The organism is Mesorhizobium sp. B1-1-1 (assembly GCF_006442955.1).
Classification (GTDB): domain Bacteria; phylum Pseudomonadota; class Alphaproteobacteria; order Rhizobiales; family Rhizobiaceae; genus Mesorhizobium.
Genome location: NZ_VFWW01000009.1, coordinates 220514 through 244637, shown reverse-complemented (window position 1 = coordinate 244637; position 24124 = coordinate 220514). Strand labels below are relative to the sequence as shown.

Here is a 24124-nt window from a genome sequence, read left to right as displayed (position 1 = left end):
CGCAAAAATAACTTCACGAATTGGGTGTGAAGGCAATCGGCAGCGACGGCATGGCACCCTCGGATCAGCTCAATCAGGCGCGCTGCGGCATTGATCGTCGCTTAGGATGTGGAGCGGCAGTCTGGCTTCGTCTTGCGCAGGATGAGCATTCTACGGAATGCTGTGACAAACAGACCGAAGGCGACAACCCACATTGCTCCCGAGAGGTTGGTCAAGCCTGTCCCGTAGTCCGGCAACAGTTCGACGAGGAGGCGCGACAGGCAGCAAGTCGTCATCGCTATGAACGCACCGGTCGTCGGAGCCGAAGACGCGAAGGCGCGGTGGCTATGCTTACGGATCATGCTCGCCATGATAGCGAGGGCCATCGTGCCAATGGCGCCGATCGTCCATGCGTGGACCGCAGCCGCCTGTCCCAGCCACTCCGGTGCTAGAATGTGGATCGCCAGAAGTCCGAAACCCACGATGATCCATCCATATCCTATGTGAAGGGCAAGAGCCGTCGCCGAGGCCGCGCTTCGCCAACCATTCCATTGGGCGGCTCGCATGGTCTGACCGCAGGCGGCGAGCGCGCAGGCAACGCCGGTGAGTTGTGCCTGCGGCGCAACAACCCACAAACCAAGGGCGCATGCCGCAATAGCCGCTGCCGCGTATTCCAAAACGGCAGAACGGTTGACGGAGATTCGACCGCCCGCGCTCTCGACATAGGCCACCGTCAACGCCGGGACGACGCGTCCTCCGATGATCATGACAAGTCCGACGATCGAAGCCAAGGCTAGCCGCAGCGCAAATTCTACTTGGTAGGACGCCGCCGCAAGTATGTTGCCACCACAAAAGGCGAGCAGCAGAAACAATATCTTCAGGTTGCGGCGGTCGCGGCTCGCGATCACCCGTCCCGCCGCAATCAAGAGGAGCGTCAGCACCAAAAACGCATAGAGGGCAAGCCCGGCCGAATGCGACAGAAACAGGAAAGTCCCCCGGCTGCACAGCCATAGGGCGACGAGCAGACGCGTGGTAAGTGGCGAGACTGCGCGTCGTCCTGTCCATCGAGGCAATGCCGTCAACAGAAAGCCAGTCAAAATGGCTGGAACCATCCCGAAAAGAAGCACGTCGCGATGCCAATCGCCGGGAGATATCCCGGTCGGGCCGATGGCCTGTATTCCGAACGTTGACGGCAGCCAGACCGCCGGGCCTACAATCGCGTCCAACCCCGCGATTAGAAAGAATGGCCGAAACGGCGCCGACATCCGCCTCTGCTTCGCGTCGAAAATAAGCACACTCCCGTCGGCGGCCATGCGACAATTCCTCTACAGGGATGACTGACACGACGTCCTCGTGCCGCTTCTCAACTCGCAAGATCGGCGGTCGGAAAAAACTCAATGCGAAGGCAATACCGTCGATGATCGGTCTACGTGTTTGCTCCAGCGCAAACAGGCAGCAAAAATAGTCGCTTATAATCAAAACAATTTTCGAGACCGCGTCTGCCGATTGGCAGGGCGCGCGTCGTCTGTTCGCGTTGCGACCGGCTGCGAAACGTCTGCCCTAGGAGCGAAGAAGATGAAACAAAACGTTCCATTGAGTAGTATTGACGACTGTTCCCGGCGCTTTGCTGGCATGGCCGTTGTCGGCAGGCTGGCAAATTTGATCAAGGACGCCCGGCTCGATTGTGAGTGCCGTTCCAGACTCGACGAGACGCTGGCGCGATTTACGGCTCTGGAAGTGCGGCGCGCGGCACGCGAGCATCTTGCCAACGCCCGCTGTCAACGCGAGCGCATCGAAGCCATTCTCTTCTTCCTGCAGGATCTCGATGAAATGGGCGCAGCCGAACGGGATCGCAGCGTCTACATGGATCTCGCTCTCCTGTTGACGACATCGCGAGCACCGCAAAGGAGGGTGCATTTTCGATGCGGCAACTCAGTTTATCTGCGGTGCAGACGGGCCATAGGTGATCAGCGGCAAGAACTGGTGAAGGCTTCAGGCGACCCTGCTAACCTGGTTCCGCCGATCGCGGTCCAAAACAGAGCCCGCGGCCACCTCCGACAGGGTGAAACTCAACACATTTCACAACGGAGAAATCGCACTGAAGAAATGCATGATGCCAACAATCGCCATGGTCCTCTTCATCGCCCCGGCGCTTGCGGCGGGAATGCATTCCGGCACTCATGACGGCCATGAACTGATGGTTATCGGTCAGCCGGGCATGGCGGCCAAAATAGATCGTACCATCGCGATCAGCATGGTCGAGAACGAAGATGGATCGATGGCGTTCGATCCGGTTTCAGTCACCGTAAAAAGAGGCGAGACGGTGCGTCTGGCCTTCACCAATGAAGGCGAATACGACCACCTGATACGGGGTCATTATGAGCTTGGAATGAAGGGGGCCCTCACGGTCACTGCCACCTGAGTCTTGAGTGACCAGATCGGTCGATCGGCGTGTGCGACCTCTTCGTAGAGCTCGACATCACTGCGCAGGTTGAGGTCTTCCTATCTCGATCAGCCATTCTGGTGGCCCCGGTCTAAGGCAAAGCCAGATGTGTTCGCCAGCAAAGAACGCTTCGAACTGACGCCTGAGTCTATCAGGATCAAAATCGAGAACGACCACGAATGTCTGACCGGGTTTGAGTCCGTCGAACATTGACAATACAGCGGACTGCTTCCTTTCAGGTGGAAGTTTCCGTACGTCATATGTCGCGCCTTTCGACGTCTGCAAATTCATTGCTATCCTTGCACGTTGAGCCAATCCATCAGGATGATCACGCGGCGGCGACTTTCTTTTCGCCCCAACGCGTGAGCTTGTCGCCCGGGTCAACGCCCGCCCAGCCAATCAGTCGGGCAGCCATCTCGACTACCATTTCCTCGATCGAGGCAAGCTTGACATAGAACGGCGGTACCGGCGGTGCGATGACTGCGCCCATCCGTGCTAGTCTCAACATCGCGTCGAGGTGCCCTTCATGGAGCGGCGCCTCGCGTGGAACAATGACCAGCCGGCGCCTTTCCTTCAGGACGACATCGGCGGCCCTGGTGAGAAGATTGTCGCCTAAACCGTGTGCCATAGCTGCCAAGGTCCGCATCGAACAGGGAACGACGATCATGCCATCCGTTCTGAAAGAGCCGCTGGCGATTGGTGCGGCGAAGTCCTGATAGGAATACGCGCGGTTGGCGACGGAGGTCAGTTGGGCAAGGCCGTCGGTGCCGAGCTCATGTGGGATCGCCAATCGCGCGCCCTTGGAGACGACGAGATGCGTCTCCACCCCGGCCCTGACCAACTGACGTATGGTCTCCAGCGCGAGCACGGAGCCGGATGCACCTGTCACACCGATTATCAGCCGTTTGGTCATTGTTGCCCCTGAGCGGTCGTCTGCGAAACAAACTCGTTCCATCGTTGAGACACCTGCTCCTCGATATGAGTTGACATCGTCAGCTCCTTTCCCCATTCGCGAGAGGTCTCGGACCCAATCTTGCGCGTCGCATCGAACCCGATCTTTCCCCCAAGCCCTTCGAGGGGTGAGGCGAAATCGAGCTGGTCGATAGGGGTTCGGTCCACCTGCATCAGATCGCGCGAGGGATCCATCCGGGTGGCGACCGCCCACATCACGTCCGGCCATGATCGAATGTCGATATCGTCATCCACCACGATGACAATCTTGGTCATCGAAAACTGCGGCAGCAGGGACCAGAACCCCATCATCACGCGCCTGGCCTGTCCGGCATACTTCTTGGCGATCGAGATGACCGCAATCCTGTAGGAGCAGGCTTCCGGCGGAAGCCACACATCAACGATTTCCGGTATCTGCTGGCGCAGGAGTGGCTTGTACACATCGAGCAGTGCCTCGCCGAGAACCGAGGGCTCGTCGGGCGCGCGCCCGGTGAACGTGGTCAGGTAATTTGCCCCGTCGCGAACGCGAACGCGCTTGAGGTTGAATACGGGGTATCGCTCCGGCGTGTTGTAATATCCCGTGTGATCGCCGAAAGGGCCCTCCAGCGCGGTTTCTGTTGAAGAGACGGCACCTTCAAGCACGATTTCCGCACTGGTTGGCACGTGAAGCATGATGCTCTTGCAGGGCGCCAATCCGACTCGGCGATTATTGATCATCCCGGACAGTGCCAGCTCCGACACGCCTTCAGGCGCCGGCATCACCGAGGCGATCAACGTCGCGGGATCTGCCCCGATGACGACCGCCACCGGCATCTCAAGCCCCCTCGCCTGCCATATGCGATGGTGGGCTGCTCCACCTCGCATGGGCAGCCATCTTACGATGGCACGATCACGGGCTAGCACCTGCATCCGGTATATGCCCAGATTGTATGTGCTCGGGTCGTCCTCGCCAGGCGGGCGAGTAATGACCACTGGCCATGTTATGAGTGGGCCTGCGTCTCCCGGCCAACAAGTCTGGATGGGAAGAAGCGAAAAATCCGGATCGGCGTCGCGCCACTCTCTGGGCGGGGAGACGATCTTCGGCCGCGCCACGAGTGCACCCCGCGCCGCAGGCAACATCTGTCGGGCCTGACGAAGGTTCTGTGGAGCCTGAGGCGATCTCATCCACGCAAGGAGCGCGCCGAGGGTTTCCAGACCGTGAAGGTCGGTGCCAAGGCCCCAGGCTACACGTTCCCGGGTGCCGAAAAGATTTGCGACGACGGGAAAGGCTGACTTGACGCCGCGATCGTCGACAGGCGCCGTAACGCGGAGCGCTGGGCCTTTCGAGGCAATCACCCGCCTGTGTATCTCGGTCAGTTCGAGCCGTGTCGAGACAGGGATGCCAACCTCACGAAGCTGCCCGTTCCGATCGAGGAACGAAAGGAATGAGCCAAGATCTGAAAACAAGGGAAGGCAGCGGTGATGCATAGCGAAATCCGGCCCGACCGGTTCGTCGGCGATCGATTTTGCCATCAGGGCTGACGAAGAACTTTGCGCTAGCGCAAAGAGCGAACGATCCGTCCCCGCTATTTTTCCCTTCTCACATCATTTCCGAGGAAGGCGATCGAGCCAAAAGGATTTCACATGGCAGGCAATCTCATTAGCGAAACTGTCGAAGCTTTGCGGTCCGTAATTTCCCTTCTCGCGGATCGCCGGCAGAGCATGGCAGCGACAAGGGACTTTTGGGCAATGGGTTTGGATGAGTGTACAGGCATCCTGAATGGCATCGGTTTGTCACGAAGCGAATTCGATGAAGCCATGCGGCTACCCTACGCTTCGCAAGACCTGCTTTCTTCCGCGATGCGTTCGATTGACATCGATCCTGACAGCTTTCAATCGCTGGAAGCCGCGCACCGTTTCATGTCACGCATCTGCATCGCCTGCCAGCATCGCCGCCAGTGTCATGGCCACCTGGCCGCCTTCGATTTCGAAAGCCACTATCAGGATTTCTGTCCCAACAGTGTCAATTTCGCGGACTTGCTGGCAGACGGACGCAGGAAGTCGATGGCCGGAAGGGCCTGCTGAACGAGCTCATGTGGATAGGATGTACTGAATGGTGACGATCAGCACGGAACCGACGTTGCCGGCGGTCATTCGTCATCTTTTCCCACCTTTTGCCGGACTTCCCCTCGGGCCGTTGCTGACGCTATCCTTGCGCTCGATGGCTAGGCGCCAGCCCCGATTGTTCGACCGCCTGGGCGAACATCGAACAGCTTGCGATTTCATCGACCCGGTCGACCTCGCCTTCGCATTTACCGTCGTACCGGACGCAGAGCGTTCGATCGTTCGTGTCGTCAGGAGAAGTGAGGCCGCGACATCAAACGTCCAGATCAGGGGACCTCTTCTGACACTCTTGAGCCTGCTCGACGGCACGCTGGATGGCGATGCGCTTTTCTTCAGCCGGATCATCTCGATCAGCGGCCGCACGGAGGCGGTGCTCGCGCTGAGGAACACAATCGAGGACGCCGAGCTTAGCCCCGCGGACCTACTCGGCCTGCGTGGCTTCCTGGCTCGTCTCGCCAATACGGGCATTCTCGGCGCATTGAGCGTCGCACGCCAAATGGCCAATCGAAATTCCAGACGCGAGGCGCCAGAGGCATGACAAGCGGACGCATGGAACTTGTCTGCCCGGCCGGAACCCCGCCTACATTGAGGGCAGCCGTCCAGGCAGGCGCGGACGCAGTCTATTGCGGATTTCGCGACGAAACGAATGCCCGGAATTTCCCCGGGGCTCAACTTCTCCGGGGAAGAACTGGCCGAGGGCGTCCGCTTCGCGCATAACCACGGCAGCAAGGTTCTCGTCGCCATCAATACATTCGCGCGTGTCAACGATGTTGGCCTGTGGAAAAAGGCAGCGGATACCGCAGCCGAATGCGGCGCAAATGCCATCATCGCGGCGGACATAGCCGTCCTTGATCATGTCGCCAAGAACCATAAACAAATTCGTCTTCATCTGTCGGTACAGGCTGCGGCAGCAACGCCGGAAGCAATCGGATTCTACGCGAAAAGTTTCGGAGTTCGTCGCGTCGTGCTGCCGCGGGTTCTTTCGGTTCAGGAGATCGCGGCGCTCAACCGCGCGATCGACGTGGAGACGAAGCATTCGTGTTCGGCGGCCTTTGCGTGATGATCGAAGGCCGATGCTATCTTTCTTCATACGCGACGGGAAAATCGCCAAATCTGAATGGCGTCTGTTCGCCACCCGAAATGGTGAGTTACGACGACGAGCCTAACGGCACGGCAGCACGGCTTTCAGGGTTCACGATCGACCGCTACGAGTTCGGCGAGCCAGTAGGCTATCCCACTTTGTGCAAGGGCAAATTCAAGGCCGGCGGCAAGACCTCCTATTTGTTCGAGGATCCCGTCAGCCTGAACGCTGGCGGGATGATTGCCGGGCTGAAGGCCGCCGGCGTAACCGCCTTGAAGATCGAAGGACGCCAGCGCGGCAAAGGTTATGTGACGGAAGTGGTCCGCGCCTTCCGGAAGGCCGTTGACGCGGTCGAGCAAGGCGGCGACGCCATTGAGATCGATCGGATTCTTGCTGGCCAGTCGGAAGGTTCCCGGCAGACGGCAGGAGCGTACAGCAAGAAGTGGAGATAGCACCTTGTCCGCAATTGCGTTGACGCTTGGGCCGGTCTTCTTCCACTGGTCGCCCGACCGCCTCACGGACTTCTACCGCAGGATCGCGGACGAGGCTCCGATCGACCGGGTCCATATCGGCGAAGTCGTCTGCGGCAAGCGGATGCCGTTTTCCGACCCCGTATGGCCTGAGATCATCGAACGCCTCGAGCGTGCCGGAAAGGAAGTGGTGCTGTCTACCCTGGCAGCACCGGCGACCGTTCGGGAACGCAGAAGCATCGAGGACCTCTGTGGCGACGATCGGCTGATCGAGATCAACGATGTCACCGCCCTGCCGTCACGCTCCGGCAAGCCTTTCGTGACAGGTCCGTTCCTGAACGTTTATAATGGGTCTTCCGCGCAATTCCTCATTCATCGCGGTGCCAAAACCATATGCCCGCCAGTGGAATTGTCGCTCGCCGCCGTCGGCGCCATGGCCAGCGCATGTCCCGAGGCGGATTTCGAGATTTTCGCCTTCGGTCGGCTGCCGCTCGCGCTTCCGGGCGATGCTATCATGCGCGCATTTACGGCCTTCACAAGGATTCGTGCCAGTTTACCTGCGAGAAAGACCCGGACGGTCTTGCCGTAGACACGCTCGACGACCAGCAGTTCCTCGCGATCAATGGCGTGCAGACGCTCTCCAACCAGGTGCAGGCCTTTTGCCCCGCACCCGCGGATCTCGCCTCCAGAGGCGTCCGGCGCATCCGCCTGTCTCCGCACACGTGCGACATGATCGAGGTGGCAAAGACGTACAGAGCTCTTGCCAATGGGAGAGAGGATCGCGAGGGGGCCCGTTTTATTCTCTCGTGCCTCGATCTGCCCGGCACGCTCGTCGATGGATACGCCCATGCCAAGCCCGGATGGCAAGCGACCGCTTCGATCTGAAGGTGGATCTCGAACAGAAAAAATGACCCAGATTGCAATCATTACAGTGTCAGAACGTGCAAGCCGCGGCGAATATCAAGATCTTGGCGGGCCTGCCATCGAGCGCTGGCTTCGACGTGTCGTAGCATCGCCTTGCGTCTTCATCCGCCGCATAGTCCCTGACGGCGTGGAAAGTGTCCGGAATGTGCTCATCGAGCTTTGCGACCAATGCGGCGTTGATCTTATCCTGACGACTGGAGGGACCGGTCCATCTCCAAGGGATCTTACCCAGAGGCAATGCAGCAAGTCATCACCAAGGAACTTCCCGGTTTTGGCGAACTCATGCGGCAGGCCAGCATGCGGCAAGTCCGCACAGCCATTCTTTCACGTCAGACTGCGGGAGTCCGCGGCCATCCGCTGATCATAAACCTGCCAGGCAAGCCGGCTTTAATCGACGTATGCTTGAACGCCGTCTTTCCTGCCGTGCCTTACTGTCTCGAACTGATCGGCGCAGCGCCAATCATACCCGAGCGATGTTCGGATGATCCCGTGTCGACAGCGCTTTTAGATTAAGAGCTGCGGACAATCACCTGATCCATCGGATCGTAGCTGCGAGAGGGCGACAACGAGGGAATTCCTGATTGTTTTCTCAAGCGAGTTGCGATGCGTCACACCTGTTTGAGCTTTGAGAAGCAACATTCGACCAGAGTGGCTTGGCGCACCGCGTGTTTGCGATCACATGGCGCAGGCGATCGGCATCGTCGGCCATTGCGACTTTGGCTGGCCGCCGATCAGAGCATAAGCCTGCGGCCTTTGCGCGACGGCCGGATGAAGCGCACCGGATGCCCTCATGCCTCCTGCGGCTGAAACAGCGGAAAACTCTGTTCAATCGCCGAAGACATCGGGCCTATCACGCTAGGCGATCAGGTGCGCACCCCTGCCCGGACACGCAGGATCCGAACTTGATAAATTGCTATGTTCTTTGAGCCAAATGCCCTGAACTCAGCCGCGCCGCACGCACTCAGGCTTCCCGCTGGGAGGCTGACGGCGACAGCTTGGTGATCTGCTCCTCTTTGTTCCAGCGCAAAGACGCGGACCTTTATCTGGGCAATTCATGGTCCAACGGTTGGCACGATTTCGTCCTCGAGACATTGCGTCGCGTCGAATGGGCCCGCTTCAAGTTTCAAAGCCGTTGTGTCGAAAATGCATGGAGCTTCGTCATGAACACCCAATTCCCAGTTCCAGAACTATGGGAACGCACGGTCGGCGACATAGCCGCAACGCTGCCTGGCGCCACCGCCGTTTTCCGCAAATTCAAGATCGACTTCTGCTGCAATGGCGATCTCACCCTCGATGGCGCCGCGCACCGGCGCGGAGTCGATCCCGACGACCTTGAGCGCGCGTTGGAGGCACTTGGTACCGACACTGCGGGTACAGCGGCGCCGGCTGCGATGGACAGCGATGAACTGATCAACCACATCGAAGCCTGCTACCACGAAGCGCACCGGCGCGCTCTGCCCGAGCTCATTGCACTGTCGCGTAAGGTTGAGGCGGTGCATCGCGAACATCCGAAGGTGCCGGCCGGCCTTTCGGATGCGTTACGGCAGTTGCAGAGCGAACTGGAGCAACACATGGCCAAGGAAGAGGCCATTCTGTTTCCAGCAATGCGGCAGTGGGGCAAAGGCAAGTTCGATATCCCGATTTCGGAACTGCGGCACGAGCACGACGACCAAGGCACCTTGCTTCGGCTCCTCGAAAGCCTCACCGGCGACTTCGTCACGCCCGACGGAGCCTGCCGCTCCTGGCAGGCGCTCTACGTCGGCACGGCTCAGTTTGCCGAAGACCTGATGGAACACATCCACTTGGAGAACAACATCCTGTTCCCGCGGTTCGCGGCAACGGAAGGCCGCGTCTAGCCGCCTAACGTCGACGACGACTGCAGCTACGCGGATCGCATAGCGAATCCTCGGCTGATGGTCTTGGTACTGAGGTAGCCACCGTGTTGTCGTCAGCACCAACTCGCTGTGGACCAACGCGCCTTTCCAGTTCGTCCAACCTGTCCCTGATGTCGTTGGCATCGGCCAGGTCTTCGCCCTGCCCTATCCTAGTTTGGCCTGATCTCACGACGGCCAATGGCGTGGCGGAAATGCCTAGTGGCGGTCGCTAAAATAGCTACGGGCTCGCGATAACACTTCCTCAGCGGTGACCGCATCGACAAATTCCACGCCAACGACACGACCCTCGGCCTTCTGACGGCATATGCGCTCGAGCAAGCCGACACAGCTCGATCTATTTCCGATTATAATCCATTTCTTCCGAGCTTCCAGAAAGCCAAGAACCTCCCCGAAGAAATCATCGTCTCGACGTTGGCCTTTCTGACCATCATGCGTCAGCCGCATGTCACCGATGAATTCAGGTTCTCCAGCGACTGACGGCGTTGCAGCGTCTTCAAAAAGGAACACTTTTGCTGTTCGGAATTCCAGCCACACAACAGCGTGATCGATTGACATGCCCTACCCCAGCTATCCTACGAGATATCCGGTGTGGGCGCTTGCCGCGCATTTGATATCGTTCGGCGGCATCGGCAGTGAACAGGCATGGAAGGGATGCACGGCCAGAAAGCGCAGGCGCACCCTAGGCTTCGGACCGAGTGCAATACCACAGTGGCTTAGATGCACCTCCATGACCATTGTCCCTCAACTCAATCCAGCGAGGACTCGCACGGGTATTGGCGGCAAATCTGTCAGTTCAGTGCCCAGGGCATCATTGACGGCGTTGACCACGGCCGCCGCGACCGGGATTGTCGCGATCTCTCCGACGGCTTTGGCGCCGAAGGGGCCGGTCGGCTCACCCTCTTCGGTGAGCAGGACACGCATCGGCGGCATCTCGGAGGCATTGGCCAATGTATAGCGGCTGAAGCTGTCGCCACGCATTCGACCAGTGACAGGGTCGATCGCAACATCCTCGTAAAGGGCATATCCGATACCGATCTGGATTCCCCCATGGAGTTGGCCTTCCACCAGCATGGGGTTGATCGCTCGGCCGACGTCATGGGCGGCTAGATAATCTGTCACGCGTACGCGACCGGCGAGTCCGTCGACCTCCACCTCAGCAAAATGCGCTGCGTATGAGCCTGAATTGGCCTGGGCGCGATAGGTCTCGGTCGCCGTGGGCAGTTCCGCCCCGCGGACCGTCAAGCGGGCAGCGAGTTCTGAAAGCGCCAGGCCCGAGCCGTCCGGGCGGCGCACTGCGCCCGCCTCCAGCCTCAATTCATCAACTTCTGTATTCAATTCCAGGACCGCCGCAGCCCGGATCACTTCCGAGAGTGCCACGCCTGCAAGTCGGATTGCTTCGCCGCAGATATAGGTCATGCGACTGGCCCGTGTGCCGAGATCATATGGACAGCTATCGGTGTCGGCGGGAACGATGGCAATGTCGCACGCCCTAAGACCCAACGTCTCGCCCGTGATCTGCGCAAGCGTCGTGTCGGCCCCACAGCCGAGGTCGTGGAGCGCGCAGACGAGTTCCGCTCGCCCGTCGGGCAGGAGGCTCAACCTCGCCGTCGTTTCCTCGTGGAAACCGGGATAGCAGCCGTTGATGTGAGTGGCCGAGGCTACCCCCACTCCTCGCCGCCACCGGCCTCGTCCGGCATCCGTCTGCCTACGCGCCTGCCAGCCGAATGCATCGGCCCCGCGTAGCAGACATTCTCTCCCCCGAGCGTTGCCAACGTTGAGCCCTTGCCAAGGTTCAATCGCGTTAGGCTCAACCAGATTCCTCAGCCGCATCGCCACCGGATCCACCCCCAGCCGCCGCGCGGATATATCAAGCGTGATCTCGGCTATTGTGTGGATCTGGGGGGATCCGTAACCGCGAAAAGCGCCTGCCGGGGCGGTGTTGATGTAGACTGCGCGGCCCGTGTAGCGCTCGGCGGGAACGTCATAAAGCCGAACCAGTCTTTGAAGCATCGAACTGGGCAGATAGTTGCCGCCGGTGCAATAAGCGCCGATGTCCACCAGCGTCTCGGTGTCGCGCGCCAGGATTCGGCCGTCGGAGCTAAGCGCGATCCGCATCCGGCCGACAACGCTCGACCGCGTGCGGGTCGCGGTGAAGGTTTCATGCTGGTCGTAGCGGATCATGACAGGCCGCCCTAGTACCAGCGCAAAGAATGCACACAACGGATCGAGAATCGGCTCGGCCTTGCCGCCGAAGGAGTCGCCTATGGGAGTCTTCACTACGCGTATCTGATCTGGTGGCACTCCCAATGCCTGGACGACGACAGCCTGCACTCCAAAAACGCTCTGACACGGCGAAAGGATCAAGATTCGACCGTCGGATTCAGGCTTGGCAATACAGGCGTGAGGTTCAAGGGCACAGTGATGGCTGCGCGGAGTCGTGACATGTGTTTCCACCACCAGGTCAGCCGCCGCAAATCCGGCATCAAGATCGCCATGCGTAAAGCTCTCGTCGGCCACGGGGTTCATGAAAGCCGGGATGCCATCGTCCCGCATCGCTGGCCCGGCGTGACCGAGCGCAGCTTCAGGATCAAATATAGCGGGGAGATCTACATCTTCGACCGCCACCAACCGTGCGGCGTGCCGCGCGATCTCCTCCGTGTCCGCCACCACAGCCGCAACCCGGTCGCCAATATGGCGCACCACCGCCGGGAACATTCGCTCGTCTGCCAGCGCCTCCTGTCCGGCGAACCAGATCGAGCTGTTGTAGTATCGTGGGGGCGTGTTTTCATGCCAGAAGACAGCGTGTACGCCCTCAACCGCCAACGCGGATGCAGCATCGACACAGGCGACGCGGGCATGTGGATGCGGGCTGAAAACGAGCGCGCAGTGCAGCAATCCTTCGACATGCAAATCGGCCGCGAAGCGCAATGCGCCCGTGACCTTTGCCACACCGTCAACGAGCGGCACCCGATGGGAGATCTGGTTCATCCCGCTGCTTCCTCGAAGAGCCGATCCACGTGGGCTGAGCCCCAGGGCCTGCGCGATCAGGTCGAGGCCGAGTCCGGCGATCGCGCGGCGCTTGTATATCTGCGAATTCCGGCCGGGAATGGCCGTATCGACATCGTCGACTAACGCCGCAATGAAGTCGCGCAACGTGGCGGCACCGAGCTTACGGCCCGCGAGCGCCCCCTCTGCCTGGAGCAGTCTGCTAGAAACGGGACCAAGCGCTCCGGCTGCGATCCGCACGACACCGAAATGGTTGCTCTGAAACTCAGCCAGCAGTGCGAGATTGAGGCGCGAGATGGTCATGTCCTGCCGAGATCCGAGCTTGACGAAGGCGCTTCGCGGCAGAAGGCCGCTTGCTGGCAAGATCACTTCCGTAATCAGATGACCGGAGCTTGGAAGGTGTTCGCAGAGCGCGGCCTCGTGTTGTGTCCCGTCGTGCTTGAGCAGCACCAGTCTTGTTCCCGCGGCGACCAACACGGGCATCAAGTCGGCGGCTGGGGCGGCATTGGCGATGTTGCCACCGATGGTGGCCCGGTTGCGGATCTGGACAGACTCGCACTGTGCGGCAGCCTCGCAAAGGGCCGGAATTCGTACTCGCAGCCTGCAATCCGCGGCAAGCACCGCGACAGTGGTGGCACCTCCGATGCGAACATCCGAGCCATCCGTGGAAATGAAGGCCATGCCCGCCACACGGGCGAGATCAACCAGCAGTCCGATTTCGGGGAGCGGACGGCCCGCGATCAGCATGTCCGTCCCTCCGGCGACGAAATGCACCGGCCCCGCTTCCGCGGCGAGCGTCGCCCGCAACTCGGCCATGTCGACGGGCGCTGAGACCGTGAGCGCATTCATCGCCCTGCCCCCTGGCGAGCGGCGGCTGCGGTAGCGACCGCCTGCACGATGGTCTCGAAGCCGGTGCAGCGGCAGATATTGCCTGCTAGTGCATGGCGGATTTCGGCTTCACCTGGGCTGGGATTGGCATGTAAGAGTCCCTGGGCTGCCAGCAGCATTCCCGGCGTGCAGTAGCCGCATTGCACGGCACCCATCTTCAAGAAGGCCTGCTGCAGATCGTTGATGCCGCTCCCACAGAGTCCCTCGATGGTGGTGATCTCGCGCCCCGCGACTTGAAAGGCCAGCATCAGGCAGGAATCAACCGGCTGGCTATCCAGCAGCACCGTGCATGCGCCACACTCGCCTTCGCAACAGCCTTCCTTGACACCCGTCAGGCCAAGGACGTCGCGAAGAAAGCTGCTCAATCGCGAGATTGGCAAGATCTCAGTCTCGATCGCCTGACCGTTAACCTTCAGCGACATTCTCATGGCGAGGAACCTTCCTCGCCTTAGATGTTTCGAATGTTTGACCTAGGCGGCGGCCAGACCAGTCGGTGGCGACGAAAAAGAAACCTTGCAAAGTGCTGCCGGACGTTGGGCTGGTCATCAGCTGCCGCAGCAACAGTCGCAGCCAGACGATTGCGGTCTGCTGATTTCGACGCGCCAGACCTCCGGCCCTCGCTCAAGGTATTCCCAAGCGAATACACCGGGATATCTGGCCTCGATCTGATAGTGCAGAGGTCGTGGGTCGTGGTCGTTGACGATGATGAAAGAAGAACCCTCGACCAACGCGGCCGCTACCCCGAAGATTCGCGGGTGACGATCTATCGGGGCGATGGTCCGCACGTCGATCAAAAGTGTCGATGCAAGTTCTGGGTCTGCCATGTCGATTGGAATTCCCGGCCGCCAGAAACGTTGGAGCCAGGAGACGGCGGCGATGGTCGATCCCGGCGCGAAAATCTACCCCGTGGTCAGTCAGCCTATTTGTCGAAACGCAAACAATTCCGAGAATCCTGGAGGAATTGGGAAATTGCCGCTTGTCGGCATTCCGCAAAGAGCCGTACGGGCGAACGGCTAGCATGACTGACGCTCCGTCCGTCCTGAGAAAATAGATGCCCGTCCTTCGCGGTTGTACCAGTGACCCAACGGCTCCGCGTTCTCGCCGGCAGTGGGAGGCCAGGTACCTGTGCCGACTGACTGGCGATTTCTAAAGGTGAGCCAGTATCGCTTTTTCTCGATTATCTCGCAGTCTTGCGGGAGAAGACTCACTTGGCACCCGATCCTGGCAGAGCCGCCTGACAATGCGGGCAATTGGACTTGTACCTTTGCCGCCCATCCCCACTCCCCGATTTAAGACTTGACGTGCGTCCATAGAGTGTCTTGCGACAGAACATACGCGTCTACGCCATCGAGGCGTCGGACCGCACCGGCAATTGTCTCCACGTCCATCAAGCTGAAGGCGGTCGACAGTGCATCCGCAATCGTGGCAGTCGGCGCGACGACGCTCAGGCTCGCATAGCGTTGGGGAGTGGATCCGGTTCGCGGATCAATAATATGGGTGAACCGGCCGTCTTCATCGAACTGAAAGCCGGCCGGGCTCGAGGTGGCGACGGCGCTGTCCGTCAGCGGCAAGACTTTCAGAATCGAATCGGAATTGAAGGGATCAGTTATGCCAATGCGCCAAGGACGGTCCTCCGGCGCCGATCCGATCGCACGGCCCTCGCCCATGTTGACGAGCGCGTGCTCAACGCCGCCGGCACGCAGCAGATCGACAACCTTATCCGTTGCGTAACCCTGCGCGATGCCGTTGAGCGTGAGCGCCGACCCGGCCATCGGCAATTCTATGCGATCTTCCGAGTAGGCCAATCTGTCGAAGCCGACCCGATCAAGGGCCTCTTGCATGACCCGCCGCGACGGCCCGGCCGCAGTGGCTCCGGGATCGGAAAAGTGGCGTTGATAGGCCAGCCACAATGGCTGCACCGTAGGATCGAAGGCGCGCCCGGTAAGACGCCAGACGTCGTTGCAACGGCGAAGGATTTCGACGAGATCCGTTGCCGGCGAGACCAGGAATCCTTGGCGATTCAATCTCGAAAGGTCCGAATCCTCACGATAGAGGCTGAAAATCCTTTCCAAGCGGCGGACTTCGGCGGCAACTTGGTCAACGAGCCTCAAGGCCAAGGCTCGGTCGGGATGGTTGATCAGCAGCGTTGCCTGGGCGCCCATAGCTTCTCCGCGCCACGAGACGGCCGACGGTGTCGCCAGAGCTTTGCGACCGAGCGGAAGCAAGGCCATTCCAGCAGCCGCAGCAGTTATGCCAATGAATCGACGGCGAGACATATGGGAGATCATGGCGCCCTCAATTGACGTTGTCGGGATCAAGCGATTGCGGGTCCGAGCCCCGATCGGAAACCGTCTCAGACTCCTGCCCCAGAACGTAATCGCGCGGCAGGTCGGTGAAGTTCAGGACCTGGCCACCATGCTCGCTGGCAAAGGCCCGGGCGGATTCGCTGGAGGAGAAAGGCACCGCTTCCGCAGCTCCCATGCCGCCCTTTTTGTCGCTCCCGATGACGAAAAAGGCGTCCTTGGCATTCACCCAGTTGTTGATACCTGGATTATCCCAGTTGGGTGCTTTCGCCATGTCGGACACGTAGACCGCCCGTATGTCCTTGGGTTCCTCTGGCAGCATGGTAAAGGCGATCGTGTCGCGGGCCGAGGAGAACCAGATGGGCTCGTCATACTTGGCAAGGATAACCTGCCCTTTCGGGCCCGGATGTTCGAGGATGTTCATACCGCAATAGCGACCCATCGCATCTTCGGTCATGGCGAACGGCGCCGGCATCTTGTCCGGGCCGCGCTGACAGCCGGCTATGGCTATGAGGCTTCCGGCGAGGAGTCCCAGTCCCAAGCGCATCCTCACAACTCCCTCGTCGAAAATATGAAAGCGGCGGCGGCCATCGGCGCCACCGTCCACGCTGCTAGTGTCGCCACGAGCGACAAGGAACCGAGCCCGACACTCTGGACGGTTCCAGCCATGCCGGATGCCGAACTGATCTCGGCAGTGCCCATGAGATTCAGCAGCCTGTACGCATCGGTCGGATTAAGAAGAAGCAGGGCATTTAGCATGCCGGCGGTCACGAATCGCCCTTGATCGGCTACCAGCAATCCCAGCAACCCCATGTCGTAGATCAGCACAAACAGGAGCCAGATACCGATCGCGATCCCACTCGCGGTTCCGTGGTCGCGTGAGAGCGCGCTCACAAGATAGCCGATCGCCACAAACACGGCTCCGAGCAGCACCGATGAGGCCGTCATTGTTCCGAAGGCGAACCAACTGGCGCCGCCAATCGACTTTCCGGTCGCCGCCAGCGCAATCGCGGCAACGCCATACCCAATGAGGGTCGCAAATGCCAGGATCGCAAGATGGCCAAGGAACTTGCCGAGAAGCACTTGCCAACGCCGCACGGGATAGCTCAGCAACAACGTCATCGTGCCGCGCTCGATCTCGCCGACAATCGCATCATGGGAGATCAGTAAGGCGATGAGCGGAACGATGAATATGGTGAGGCTGGCCAGGCTCACCACGACAACGTCAAGAGCGCCGGCCCCGACATTGCCAGTTGGCGCACTGCCGAGAAACGTCAGGGTTAGCGCGAGCGCCGCCAACAGTGCTGTCGCTGCCACCACCCAGCGGTTTCGCAGCCCTTCGCGGATTTCCTTGACGGCCAGAAGCGCGATCGTACTCATGCTGATGGTCTCCCGCCGAGGAAATGGGCATAAAGTTCATCGAGGCCGGGCGGCACCATCTCGATGTCGTCGAATGGCACTTCGGCGCCGCCTGTCCGGCGCAGGAACGCGATCTTGCTATCGGGGGACGCGTCCAATTCGATGGTATGGCCGTTCACCTGCCGGAGATCCGGCCCATTTCCCATCCAGTCCCTGATGCGCTGGACGCCGCCGTCGGTAGCCCTCATCCGAATGACCGTCGGCAGGCGAGAGATCCGCCGCAATTCATCGAGCGACCCGTCCGCGATCTTCTTGCCTTCGTTCATTATAATGACGCGCGTGGCGTTTCCTTCGAGCTCGTTGAGGGCGTGCGACGACAGAAGGATCGTTGTCCCCGCATCCCGCATTTCACGCACGATCCGATAGAATTGCTGGCGCAGTTCTGGATCGAGGCCGGTGGTCGGCTCGTCCAGCAGAAGAACCCGCGGCGTTCCGATCAGCGCTTGCGCCAATCCCAGCCGCTGCCGCATGCCCTTCGAGTAAGTTCCAATGCGTCGGTCCGCAGCATGCGCAAGACCGATCCGATCCATCAGCTCGTTCACGGAGCGCGGGCTCTCGCCCTTCAATCCAACGTAGAATCGAAGCATTTCGCGGCCAGTCAGAACCGGATTGAACGAAACGTTCTCCGGCAGATAGCCAAGATGTCTGCGAACGGCGGAATTTCCGGCTGACGTATCCTGCCCCAGCACGGTCACGGAACCTGATGTGGGCCGGCTCAGCCCAAGCATGAGCTTGATCAGGGTTGTCTTGCCCGCACCGTTATGTCCAACGAGGGCGACGGTCTCAGCATCACTCAGTGCGAATGAAACGTCATCGACGGCCCTGACCCTGCCAAAGTGCCTGGCAACGGAGTTCAATTGAATGTTGACGCTCATGGGCTCTCCTTCGTGTCAGCCGGCTTCATCAGAGGATGGCTGTCGACGACGCCGCCGGGGAAGACTGCGGGAAATCGGGTCTGCGCCCAGCGGATCACCTGCACCGCGGGGCTGTTGACGAGAACCTTCGCCGCCGGCGCTGTCCAGAGCACTTTGTCGATCATATCGTTTGGTCGGTAGGAGTTGTCGCCGATACCGTCGCCGTTCAGGTCAAAAGCCGGGTTGTCGCTCCAGTAGTTACCTCGGCCGCCGCTCGACCACTCAAGGTAGCGCGTACCGACATATTTCACCTGGTTTCGATTGCGGATGAAGGCGTTACCGGCCATCTCGTTGCCTTCCGAACCGGCCGTAAAATGCACGCCGATCTCGCAACCCTCGAATCGATTGCCGCGAAAGCGGTTCTTGTTTGCATTGTAGATGAACACGCACTTCTCGGGGCCTAGGCGGGTAATGGCCCCTGTCGGAGTCACCACCCTGTCCGCGTCGGCCACAGGAAGTCCGTCCGTGTCGGCGAAACGCTGTCCGTTGCTCGCCCATCTTCCGATCGGCTGCCTTCGGCCGCGAACCACGTTGCCGCTTATTTCTGAGCCATTGGCATAATTGAGCAGCAGCCCGTTGTCGCGGTCGCCGTCGGACAAATTGCCCGTGACCCGCAGCCTACTGGAATACATGATGGCGTAGCCAACAACATTGCCGACTGAAACGTTGTCACTGATCACGCTGTCGTTTGTGTACATGTAATGGATGGCGAACCGCACATCGTGGAAGGTGTTCGCGCTGAATTCATTGTGTTTGCTGGCAGTCGCAAAAATGCCATCGCGTCCAAAGCTGATCTGGTTGCCGACGACCTTGGCGCCTGGCGCGTTCCAGACGGAGACGCCATTTCCAGCCTGGTTCGTCCGCCCTGTGCGCATGCCCTCTATGCGGTTACCCCTAGCGACGGCGCCCGCAGCGCCATGGAGATATATTCCGTAGAGGTTGCCGAGGATCGTGTTTCCCTCGACCATCACGCCCTTGGCCGTCTCTTTCACGAACACGCCGGCGTCCATCGCATCCAAGTCGGACCCAGAACCAACAATCTCCAAATCGCGCACCGCAGCATTCGCGGCCTCGACGGTGATCACGTTGCCCTGGCCATCACCCTCGACGATTGCGCCCGCCTGGCCTTGCAGGGTCACCCGTTTGTTGATGGATACAGGACCGCGATGTCTGCCGACTGCGAGCAACAGCACGTCGCCGGGGGCGGCGGCATCGACGGTCGTTTGAAGGGGCGTCTCATCGGCCGGCACGGCGATTTCCGCCGCCCCGGCATCGTTACCAGGAATGGCGACGAGAAACGCCGCCATTCCCAAAGTTCCGAGGGTGGCCAATCGAGCCATGCTGTCACGCCGCCTGCGGCTCGACGAACATGCGGCCCTGCATCTCCATGTGCATGGCATGACAGAACCAGGAGCAGTAATACCAGTAGACGCCTGCGCGGTCGGCCGTGAACGTCACCGAAGCAGTTGCCTGGGACGCTACTTCCATGTTGATCCCGTAGTTGACGATTGCGAAGCCATGGGTGAGGTCTTCCACCTCATCGATATTGGTGACGTAGACCGTGACCTCGTCGCCTTGCTTGACGGAGAAGCTCTCCAGTCCGAACGCCGGTGCAGCCGACGTCATGTAGACGCGAACCTTGTTTCCGTCGCGGATGACTTCGCTATCCGCCAGCAGGTCAATGCCGTCAGCAACTGCCTGTTTTACCGCGTCAGCGAAGAACGGGTCCGCCCGATCCCATGCGCTGACGGGGTTTATTTTCGACCGGTGAACCAGCGTTGCGTCATGTGGTTCGGCAAAGCTCGGCCCGTCATGGACGAGCGCCATGGTATCCCCCGAGATATCGATGAGCTGGTCGTTCTCAGGCTTGAGCGGGCCGACGTTGAGGAACCGGTCCTTGGAGAACTTGTTGAGGGAGATGAGCCATTTGCCGTCCGCCTCCTTCGTCTGCCCCATCGAGGAATGGTTGTGGCCGGGCTGATAATGGACGTCGAGCTTTTGGCGGATCGGATCGACCTTCTCGCCGGCGAAGGAGCGCTTGGCATCGTCGATATTCCATTTGCAGATCTGGCTGTCGATGAACAAGGTGGTGTAGGCATTGCCCCGGCCATCGAAAGCCGTGTGCAACGGCCCAAGACCGAGCTGGGGTTCGGCCACGACGGCATCGCGGGGCTGGATCTTGTCGTCGAAGAGATCGTCGAACTTGCGCACATCGAAAACCGTGCAGGTGGGCGACAGCTTGCCGTTGGCCACCACATGGATTCCGTCTGGCGCGGTATTGATGCCATGCGGGCTGTTCGGAACGGGAACGTAGCGCGTGTAGGGCGAACCGTGGCGTCCGTCGATGACCGGCACGCCGCCGATTTCCTTGAAATCACCCTTGGCGACGGCTTGCTCGATGCGCTTGAGATTGAAGATGACGACCCAATCCTGCTCTTTCGCCATCGTCTCGGCCAAATTGACACCTTCTTCGGAATTGTAGCAGGTGGCATAACAATATTTGCCCTGGTAGTCGGCATCGACGTTGTCGAGATTGCCGTCGACCATCACCTGCCATGCGACCTTCATTGTCTCCCCGTCAACGGCGGTGAAGATGGCGTGGTACTTCGTCTTGTCGTCGAGGACTTTACCGTCGTTCGGGATCGGCACCCGGTCCTCGCCATTGCAGAAAACGTAGCCTGTCTTCGGATATTTCTGGACGCGCAGCCCGTGCACGGTGTGCTGGTTCGGCAGCTGGATGATCTTGTCGCATTTCATCACGTCGAGGCGGATACGGGCCACGCGGGTATTGGCCTTGTCATTCGCGAACAGGTAGCGGCCGTCATAGGTGCCATCCGTAAACGAGAGGTGCGGGTGATGAAGATCGCCGTTGAGGTAGATGCCGCCCTTGTCCTTCAGGAATTCCTTGGTTTGCGGCAGCAGCCCTTCGGTCAGCACCTTGCGGCTTTCGTTGGTCAGGCCCCATCCGGTCGCGCTGCAGCGGTTGAAGACGGGGATCCGCATCAGTTCGCGCATCGAAGGCGCACCGACAATGCGGACTTCGCCGCTTTGGCCGCTCGAAAAGAACACATAATATTCATCGAGCTCGCCTGGCATGACCTCGAACTTTTGCCCTCCAGACGCAGCGCTCTGTGCCGCAGCCGGCGACACCATGCTTCCGCCCAATGTCAGCGTGCCGCCAATGCCCGATGCGCCGGCGGCCGCCACGATTGCCGACGTACCCAACAGCTGGCGCCTGCTCAGGGTTCTCTTGCGGTCTTCTTCCGACATATTCCGTCTCCTTCTGGTTGAGTCTTAGGTCGTTGAACTGAGAACAGGGCTGCTTTGCTCGATTGGCTTGCCTTTGAAGGCGATCACCGGCTTGGCCGGCCCCTTGCCCCGGCTCGACGGTGACGAGAGCGCCTCGAATTTCTCGCGCTTCAGGCGCACCTGGATCATGTGCGGGCAGCGATGGTCGTCGTGGTAGAGTTCTTGGCAATGCATGCAGTAGATGCATTCATTGACGTTGATCTGGCCCTCTGGATGGATCGCCTGCACGGGGCATTCCTTGGCGCAACGCTGGCAGGGCGAGCCGCACTCGGGATAGCGCTTCAGCCACTCGAACATGCGGATGCGCCCTGGTATGGCGAGTGCGGCGCCGAGCGGACAGAGATAGCGGCAGTAGAAGCGTTCGATGAACAGGCCGGCAACCAGAAGCGCCAGCGCGAAGATCACGAACGGCCATTCGCGGGCGAACTTCAGGATGATCGCGGTTTTGAACGGCTCGACCTCGGCGTAAGTCTCTGCCATTCCCACCGAATAGAGCGAAAGGCCGAAGAGGCCGAGGAAGATGATGTACTTGATTGGCCACAGCCGCTCGTGCAGGCCGAAGGGCAGCGTGATCTGGGGCACTTTCAGCCACTGCGCCAGATTATTGCTTAGCTCCTGGAGCGCACCGAACGGACAAAGCCAGCCGCAAAACGGCCCACGGCCCCAGAAGAGCAGCCCGGCCGCAACCGCACCCCAAAGGATGAAGATGAGGGGTGCCGACAGAAAGAATTCCCAGCTGAAGCCGCTGATCAACGAGTTGAAAAACGTCAGCACATTGACCACGGAGAGCTGGGCATTGGCGTACCATCCAAGCCAGACCAGTGTGAAAAGGAGATAGCCTCGTCGCACCCAACCGAACAGGCGTGGCCGCCGAACCAGCCAGTTCTGGAAGAAGAAGATGGCGGTAAGGACAAGGAGGGCGGCCACGGTGATGGCGAGCGAAACGGTGTCCATCCTCCAAATTTTCATCCAGAGCGGTTCTTGGTCGGGGAAAGTCGCGCCTGGCTCTTCAGCCGACGCAGGTGCCGGCGCGGCCGCTTCCGAAACCGATTTGACGGCCTCCTGCACCGGAGGCTCTTCGATCGTCAGGTAACGGTCGGGAAGAGTATAGCCGACATTGAACGGAAGCACCGCCTTGTCGCGCGCACCAAAGCTACGCTGGGCTAGCAGTTGCAGTTCCCAAGGCCGCGTCAGATCGAGCGAAAATTCCTCCGGTACGGAAAACAATGCTATTTCGCGCAGGCTCGGCGCGCCTTTGGCCGCCAGGTCGCCGAGTCTGGTGTGGTTTCGATCGCGGAACCGGACACCTTGGCCGTCTTGCAGCAGTTCGATCCGATCAAAGATCCCGCCCCGGACATAGCCAGAGCCCTTGAAGGAATAAGCGCCCTCCCCGGCAACAACGATTGCCTGCTGCCCGGGCTTGAGCTTCCTTTGCAGCCGCTCGTAGGCGGCATCTCCCAGAAGGCTGCGACCGATCGTCGGCACACTGACCGCAGCCACATACAAGTCGATGAAGCGATCGCCTGGATTGGCTGTCTCGGGCTTGACGGAAGCTTCTGGATGGCCGGCTTGCGCGAAAGCGTCGGAGACCTCGCCGACGCTGAGGCGGAGGCTGCGAATTGAGCCATCGCCCAGGAGCGAAGCCCAATCGCGGATTTCAGACTTGGATAGGTCCGGTTTCTTAATCAGCCCTGGGGCGACTGGTGAGGTGGACGAACCCGTTGCACCAAGACGGTTGCTCCGGATCAGTTTGACGGCGGAGCGGACGACGCTGTCGCTCATCACCAGAACTGTCACGGTGGCACCGCTGACGATGTCGACCTGCGGAAGTTGTTCTGCCCCAGCAGCGACGCGACTAAGGTCCTTGCCGATCAATAAGTTGAGCGCCGCAACGACCTTTGCCTGCGGTATGCCTATGAGGACGATCGGTTCCTTGTGCTCGACCAGCTTGATTCCGCGGATAATGCCCGCGGGATCAATGCCAACAAGAATTCTGATCGGTTTTCCCGAATATCCAACGGCGCTGGAAAAGTCGGTGTTGAGGTAGGCATATCCGATCTTTCGGTTTCCCGAATAGACTGGCGCCAGCGCCGGGACCCCCTCCATCTCCCCGTATCGGTCGCCTCCCTGGATAAGCTCCCCGGGCTTGGTGTTTGCCAGGTAATCCTTAAGGCTCCCAGCCGCATGGGTGGGAGCGGACAAGACAGTTAGGATTGCAAGGGTTGTAATTGCCCACGCAGCAAGGCGGCGCCAGTTCCTCCAGAGTCGGAAACAAGCGGCCAACATATATCGTGTGGAAATGCTCCCCGGCATTGGCTTCCTTCATCACGTTCTCAAGCTGGGAGCCGGCTGGTTTCGTCCGCCAGCAGCCTCTGGCGCGTGTGTCGGCGGTTTTGGACGGGAGTTCTTTGACGCAGCGCAAACAACTCCCAGGCAGTT

General features: G+C 60.0%; 21 protein-coding genes and 2 pseudogenes. 7 read left to right on the top strand and 16 right to left on the bottom strand.

Features of this window, described 5'->3' with window-relative positions; all coding sequences use genetic code 11:
* Positions 1 to 101: 101 nt before the first annotated feature.
* A complete protein-coding gene (locus tag FJ986_RS20400; protein ID WP_140522830.1) occupies positions 102 to 1292 on the bottom strand; it encodes an NnrS family protein in 1191 nt (396 codons plus the stop codon).
* 247 nt (positions 1293 to 1539) lie between these two features.
* Positions 1540 to 1896 carry a hypothetical protein gene (locus FJ986_RS30520; protein WP_181181900.1) on the bottom strand — a complete coding sequence of 119 codons (357 nt, stop codon included), beginning with the start codon at positions 1894 to 1896 and terminating at the stop codon, positions 1540 to 1542.
* A gap of 193 nt (positions 1897 to 2089) precedes the next feature.
* On the opposite strand from FJ986_RS30520, the gene FJ986_RS20390 reads away from it, so the two are divergent.
* Positions 2090 to 2401, top strand: a complete 312-nt coding sequence (locus FJ986_RS20390; RefSeq protein WP_140522834.1) for a hypothetical protein — start codon at positions 2090 to 2092, stop codon at positions 2399 to 2401.
* A gap of 57 nt (positions 2402 to 2458) precedes the next feature.
* On the opposite strand, the gene FJ986_RS20385 is transcribed toward FJ986_RS20390, so the two are convergent.
* The 3 genes from FJ986_RS20385 to FJ986_RS20375 are packed head-to-tail and all read right to left on the bottom strand — an operon-like array spanning position 2459 to position 4840.
* Positions 2459 to 2713, bottom strand: coding sequence for a DUF2249 domain-containing protein (locus FJ986_RS20385; protein ID WP_140522836.1), 255 nt, complete (start codon positions 2711 to 2713; stop codon positions 2459 to 2461).
* Positions 2714 to 2750: 37 nt separating this feature from the next.
* The gene (locus tag FJ986_RS20380) at positions 2751 to 3335 is read right to left on the bottom strand and encodes a UbiX family flavin prenyltransferase (RefSeq protein WP_140522838.1); all 585 of its coding nucleotides are present in this window, start codon (positions 3333 to 3335) and stop codon (positions 2751 to 2753) included.
* On the bottom strand, positions 3332 to 4840 hold the full coding sequence (locus tag FJ986_RS20375; RefSeq protein WP_140523388.1) for a UbiD family decarboxylase: 1509 nt from the start codon (positions 4838 to 4840) through the stop codon (positions 3332 to 3334). Before FJ986_RS20375 ends, FJ986_RS20380 begins: the two co-directional genes overlap by 4 nt.
* A gap of 156 nt (positions 4841 to 4996) precedes the next feature.
* On the opposite strand from FJ986_RS20375, the gene FJ986_RS20370 reads away from it, so the two are divergent.
* The 6 genes and pseudogenes from FJ986_RS20370 to ric all read left to right on the top strand — a co-directional run bounded on the left by FJ986_RS20370 (position 4997) and on the right by ric (position 9807).
* The gene (locus FJ986_RS20370; protein ID WP_140522840.1) at positions 4997 to 5437 is read left to right on the top strand and encodes a hypothetical protein; all 441 of its coding nucleotides are present in this window, start codon (positions 4997 to 4999) and stop codon (positions 5435 to 5437) included.
* A 28-nt stretch (positions 5438 to 5465) separates the two neighbouring features.
* Complete coding sequence (locus FJ986_RS20365; RefSeq protein WP_140522842.1) at positions 5466 to 6014, top strand: SCP2 sterol-binding domain-containing protein; 549 nt, start codon at positions 5466 to 5468, stop codon at positions 6012 to 6014.
* Between the two features lie 108 nt (positions 6015 to 6122).
* Positions 6123 to 7009 (top strand): annotated as a pseudogene (locus tag FJ986_RS20360) (peptidase U32 family protein).
* 4 nt (positions 7010 to 7013) lie between these two features.
* Positions 7014 to 7616 carry a U32 family peptidase gene (locus tag FJ986_RS20355; RefSeq protein WP_224656235.1) on the top strand — a complete coding sequence of 201 codons (603 nt, stop codon included), beginning with the start codon at positions 7014 to 7016 and terminating at the stop codon, positions 7614 to 7616.
* A 318-nt stretch (positions 7617 to 7934) separates the two neighbouring features.
* A pseudogene (gene mog, locus FJ986_RS20350) lies at positions 7935 to 8464 on the top strand (molybdopterin adenylyltransferase).
* A 578-nt stretch (positions 8465 to 9042) separates the two neighbouring features.
* A complete protein-coding gene (gene ric / locus FJ986_RS20345) occupies positions 9043 to 9807 on the top strand; it encodes an iron-sulfur cluster repair di-iron protein (RefSeq protein ID WP_224702965.1) in 765 nt (254 codons plus the stop codon).
* Positions 9808 to 10041: 234 nt separating this feature from the next.
* On the opposite strand, the gene FJ986_RS20340 is transcribed toward ric, so the two are convergent.
* From FJ986_RS20340 to FJ986_RS20290, 11 genes are all read right to left on the bottom strand, one after another.
* On the bottom strand, positions 10042 to 10401 hold the full coding sequence (locus FJ986_RS20340) for a hypothetical protein (protein WP_140522844.1): 360 nt from the start codon (positions 10399 to 10401) through the stop codon (positions 10042 to 10044).
* Positions 10402 to 10587: 186 nt separating this feature from the next.
* Entirely contained in the window at positions 10588 to 13701 is a 3114-nt protein-coding gene (locus tag FJ986_RS20335; RefSeq protein WP_140522846.1) for a molybdopterin cofactor-binding domain-containing protein, read from the bottom strand.
* Entirely contained in the window at positions 13698 to 14168 is a 471-nt protein-coding gene (locus FJ986_RS20330; RefSeq protein ID WP_140522848.1) for a (2Fe-2S)-binding protein, read from the bottom strand. Before FJ986_RS20330 ends, FJ986_RS20335 begins: the two co-directional genes overlap by 4 nt.
* Before the next feature lie 117 nt (positions 14169 to 14285).
* Positions 14286 to 14564: a DUF2249 domain-containing protein gene (locus tag FJ986_RS20325; RefSeq protein WP_140522850.1), complete on the bottom strand. Its 279-nt coding sequence runs from the start codon at positions 14562 to 14564 to the stop codon at positions 14286 to 14288.
* Between the two features lie 465 nt (positions 14565 to 15029).
* A complete protein-coding gene (locus FJ986_RS20320; protein WP_224656233.1) occupies positions 15030 to 15902 on the bottom strand; it encodes an FAD:protein FMN transferase in 873 nt (290 codons plus the stop codon).
* A gap of 133 nt (positions 15903 to 16035) precedes the next feature.
* On the bottom strand, positions 16036 to 16596 hold the full coding sequence (locus tag FJ986_RS20315) for a nitrous oxide reductase accessory protein NosL (RefSeq protein WP_224656242.1): 561 nt from the start codon (positions 16594 to 16596) through the stop codon (positions 16036 to 16038).
* Entirely contained in the window at positions 16593 to 17423 is an 831-nt protein-coding gene (locus FJ986_RS20310; protein ID WP_140522856.1) for an ABC transporter permease, read from the bottom strand. The genes FJ986_RS20315 and FJ986_RS20310 overlap by 4 nt, the downstream gene beginning before the upstream one ends.
* Complete coding sequence (locus FJ986_RS20305) at positions 17420 to 18337, bottom strand: ABC transporter ATP-binding protein (RefSeq protein ID WP_140522858.1); 918 nt, start codon at positions 18335 to 18337, stop codon at positions 17420 to 17422. The genes FJ986_RS20310 and FJ986_RS20305 overlap by 4 nt, the downstream gene beginning before the upstream one ends.
* Positions 18334 to 19683 (bottom strand): nitrous oxide reductase family maturation protein NosD, encoded by a 1350-nt coding sequence (locus tag FJ986_RS20300; RefSeq protein ID WP_140522860.1) that lies wholly within the window; start codon positions 19681 to 19683, stop codon positions 18334 to 18336. Before FJ986_RS20300 ends, FJ986_RS20305 begins: the two co-directional genes overlap by 4 nt.
* A 37-nt stretch (positions 19684 to 19720) precedes the next feature.
* Positions 19721 to 21646 (bottom strand): TAT-dependent nitrous-oxide reductase, encoded by a 1926-nt coding sequence (gene nosZ / locus FJ986_RS20295; protein WP_140522862.1) that lies wholly within the window; start codon positions 21644 to 21646, stop codon positions 19721 to 19723.
* Between the two features lie 24 nt (positions 21647 to 21670).
* Positions 21671 to 23791 carry a NosR/NirI family protein gene (locus tag FJ986_RS20290; RefSeq protein WP_224656232.1) on the bottom strand — a complete coding sequence of 707 codons (2121 nt, stop codon included), beginning with the start codon at positions 23789 to 23791 and terminating at the stop codon, positions 21671 to 21673.
* Between the last annotated feature and the right edge of the window lie 333 nt (positions 23792 to 24124).

What these genes read in the sequence shown, in the direction of transcription:
- FJ986_RS20305 (WP_140522858.1), bottom strand. Translation starts at nt 18,337, where the DNA reads ATGAGCGTCAACATTCAATTGAACTCCGTTGCCAGGCACTTTGGCAGG.
- FJ986_RS30520 (WP_181181900.1), bottom strand. Translation starts at nt 1,896, where the DNA reads ATGCACCCTCCTTTGCGGTGCTCGCGATGTCGTCAACAGGAGAGCGAG.
- FJ986_RS20400 (WP_140522830.1), bottom strand. Translation starts at nt 1,292, where the DNA reads ATGGCCGCCGACGGGAGTGTGCTTATTTTCGACGCGAAGCAGAGGCGG.
- FJ986_RS20340 (WP_140522844.1), bottom strand. Translation starts at nt 10,401, where the DNA reads ATGTCAATCGATCACGCTGTTGTGTGGCTGGAATTCCGAACAGCAAAA.
- FJ986_RS20330 (WP_140522848.1), bottom strand. Translation starts at nt 14,168, where the DNA reads ATGAGAATGTCGCTGAAGGTTAACGGTCAGGCGATCGAGACTGAGATC.
- FJ986_RS20390 (WP_140522834.1), top strand. Translation starts at nt 2,090, where the DNA reads ATGATGCCAACAATCGCCATGGTCCTCTTCATCGCCCCGGCGCTTGCG.
- FJ986_RS20325 (WP_140522850.1), bottom strand. Translation starts at nt 14,564, where the DNA reads ATGGCAGACCCAGAACTTGCATCGACACTTTTGATCGACGTGCGGACC.
- FJ986_RS20300 (WP_140522860.1), bottom strand. Translation starts at nt 19,683, where the DNA reads ATGGCGGCGTTTCTCGTCGCCATTCCTGGTAACGATGCCGGGGCGGCG.
- FJ986_RS20310 (WP_140522856.1), bottom strand. Translation starts at nt 17,423, where the DNA reads ATGAGTACGATCGCGCTTCTGGCCGTCAAGGAAATCCGCGAAGGGCTG.
- FJ986_RS20375 (WP_140523388.1), bottom strand. Translation starts at nt 4,840, where the DNA reads ATGCATCACCGCTGCCTTCCCTTGTTTTCAGATCTTGGCTCATTCCTT.
- FJ986_RS20335 (WP_140522846.1), bottom strand. Translation starts at nt 13,701, where the DNA reads ATGAATGCGCTCACGGTCTCAGCGCCCGTCGACATGGCCGAGTTGCGG.
- FJ986_RS20370 (WP_140522840.1), top strand. Translation starts at nt 4,997, where the DNA reads ATGGCAGGCAATCTCATTAGCGAAACTGTCGAAGCTTTGCGGTCCGTA.
- FJ986_RS20380 (WP_140522838.1), bottom strand. Translation starts at nt 3,335, where the DNA reads ATGACCAAACGGCTGATAATCGGTGTGACAGGTGCATCCGGCTCCGTG.
- FJ986_RS20385 (WP_140522836.1), bottom strand. Translation starts at nt 2,713, where the DNA reads ATGAATTTGCAGACGTCGAAAGGCGCGACATATGACGTACGGAAACTT.
- nosZ (WP_140522862.1), bottom strand. Translation starts at nt 21,646, where the DNA reads ATGTCGGAAGAAGACCGCAAGAGAACCCTGAGCAGGCGCCAGCTGTTG.
- FJ986_RS20365 (WP_140522842.1), top strand. Translation starts at nt 5,466, where the DNA reads ATGGTGACGATCAGCACGGAACCGACGTTGCCGGCGGTCATTCGTCAT.
- FJ986_RS20290 (WP_224656232.1), bottom strand. Translation starts at nt 23,791, where the DNA reads ATGGAGGGGGTCCCGGCGCTGGCGCCAGTCTATTCGGGAAACCGAAAG.
- FJ986_RS20320 (WP_224656233.1), bottom strand. Translation starts at nt 15,902, where the DNA reads ATGGGCGCCCAGGCAACGCTGCTGATCAACCATCCCGACCGAGCCTTG.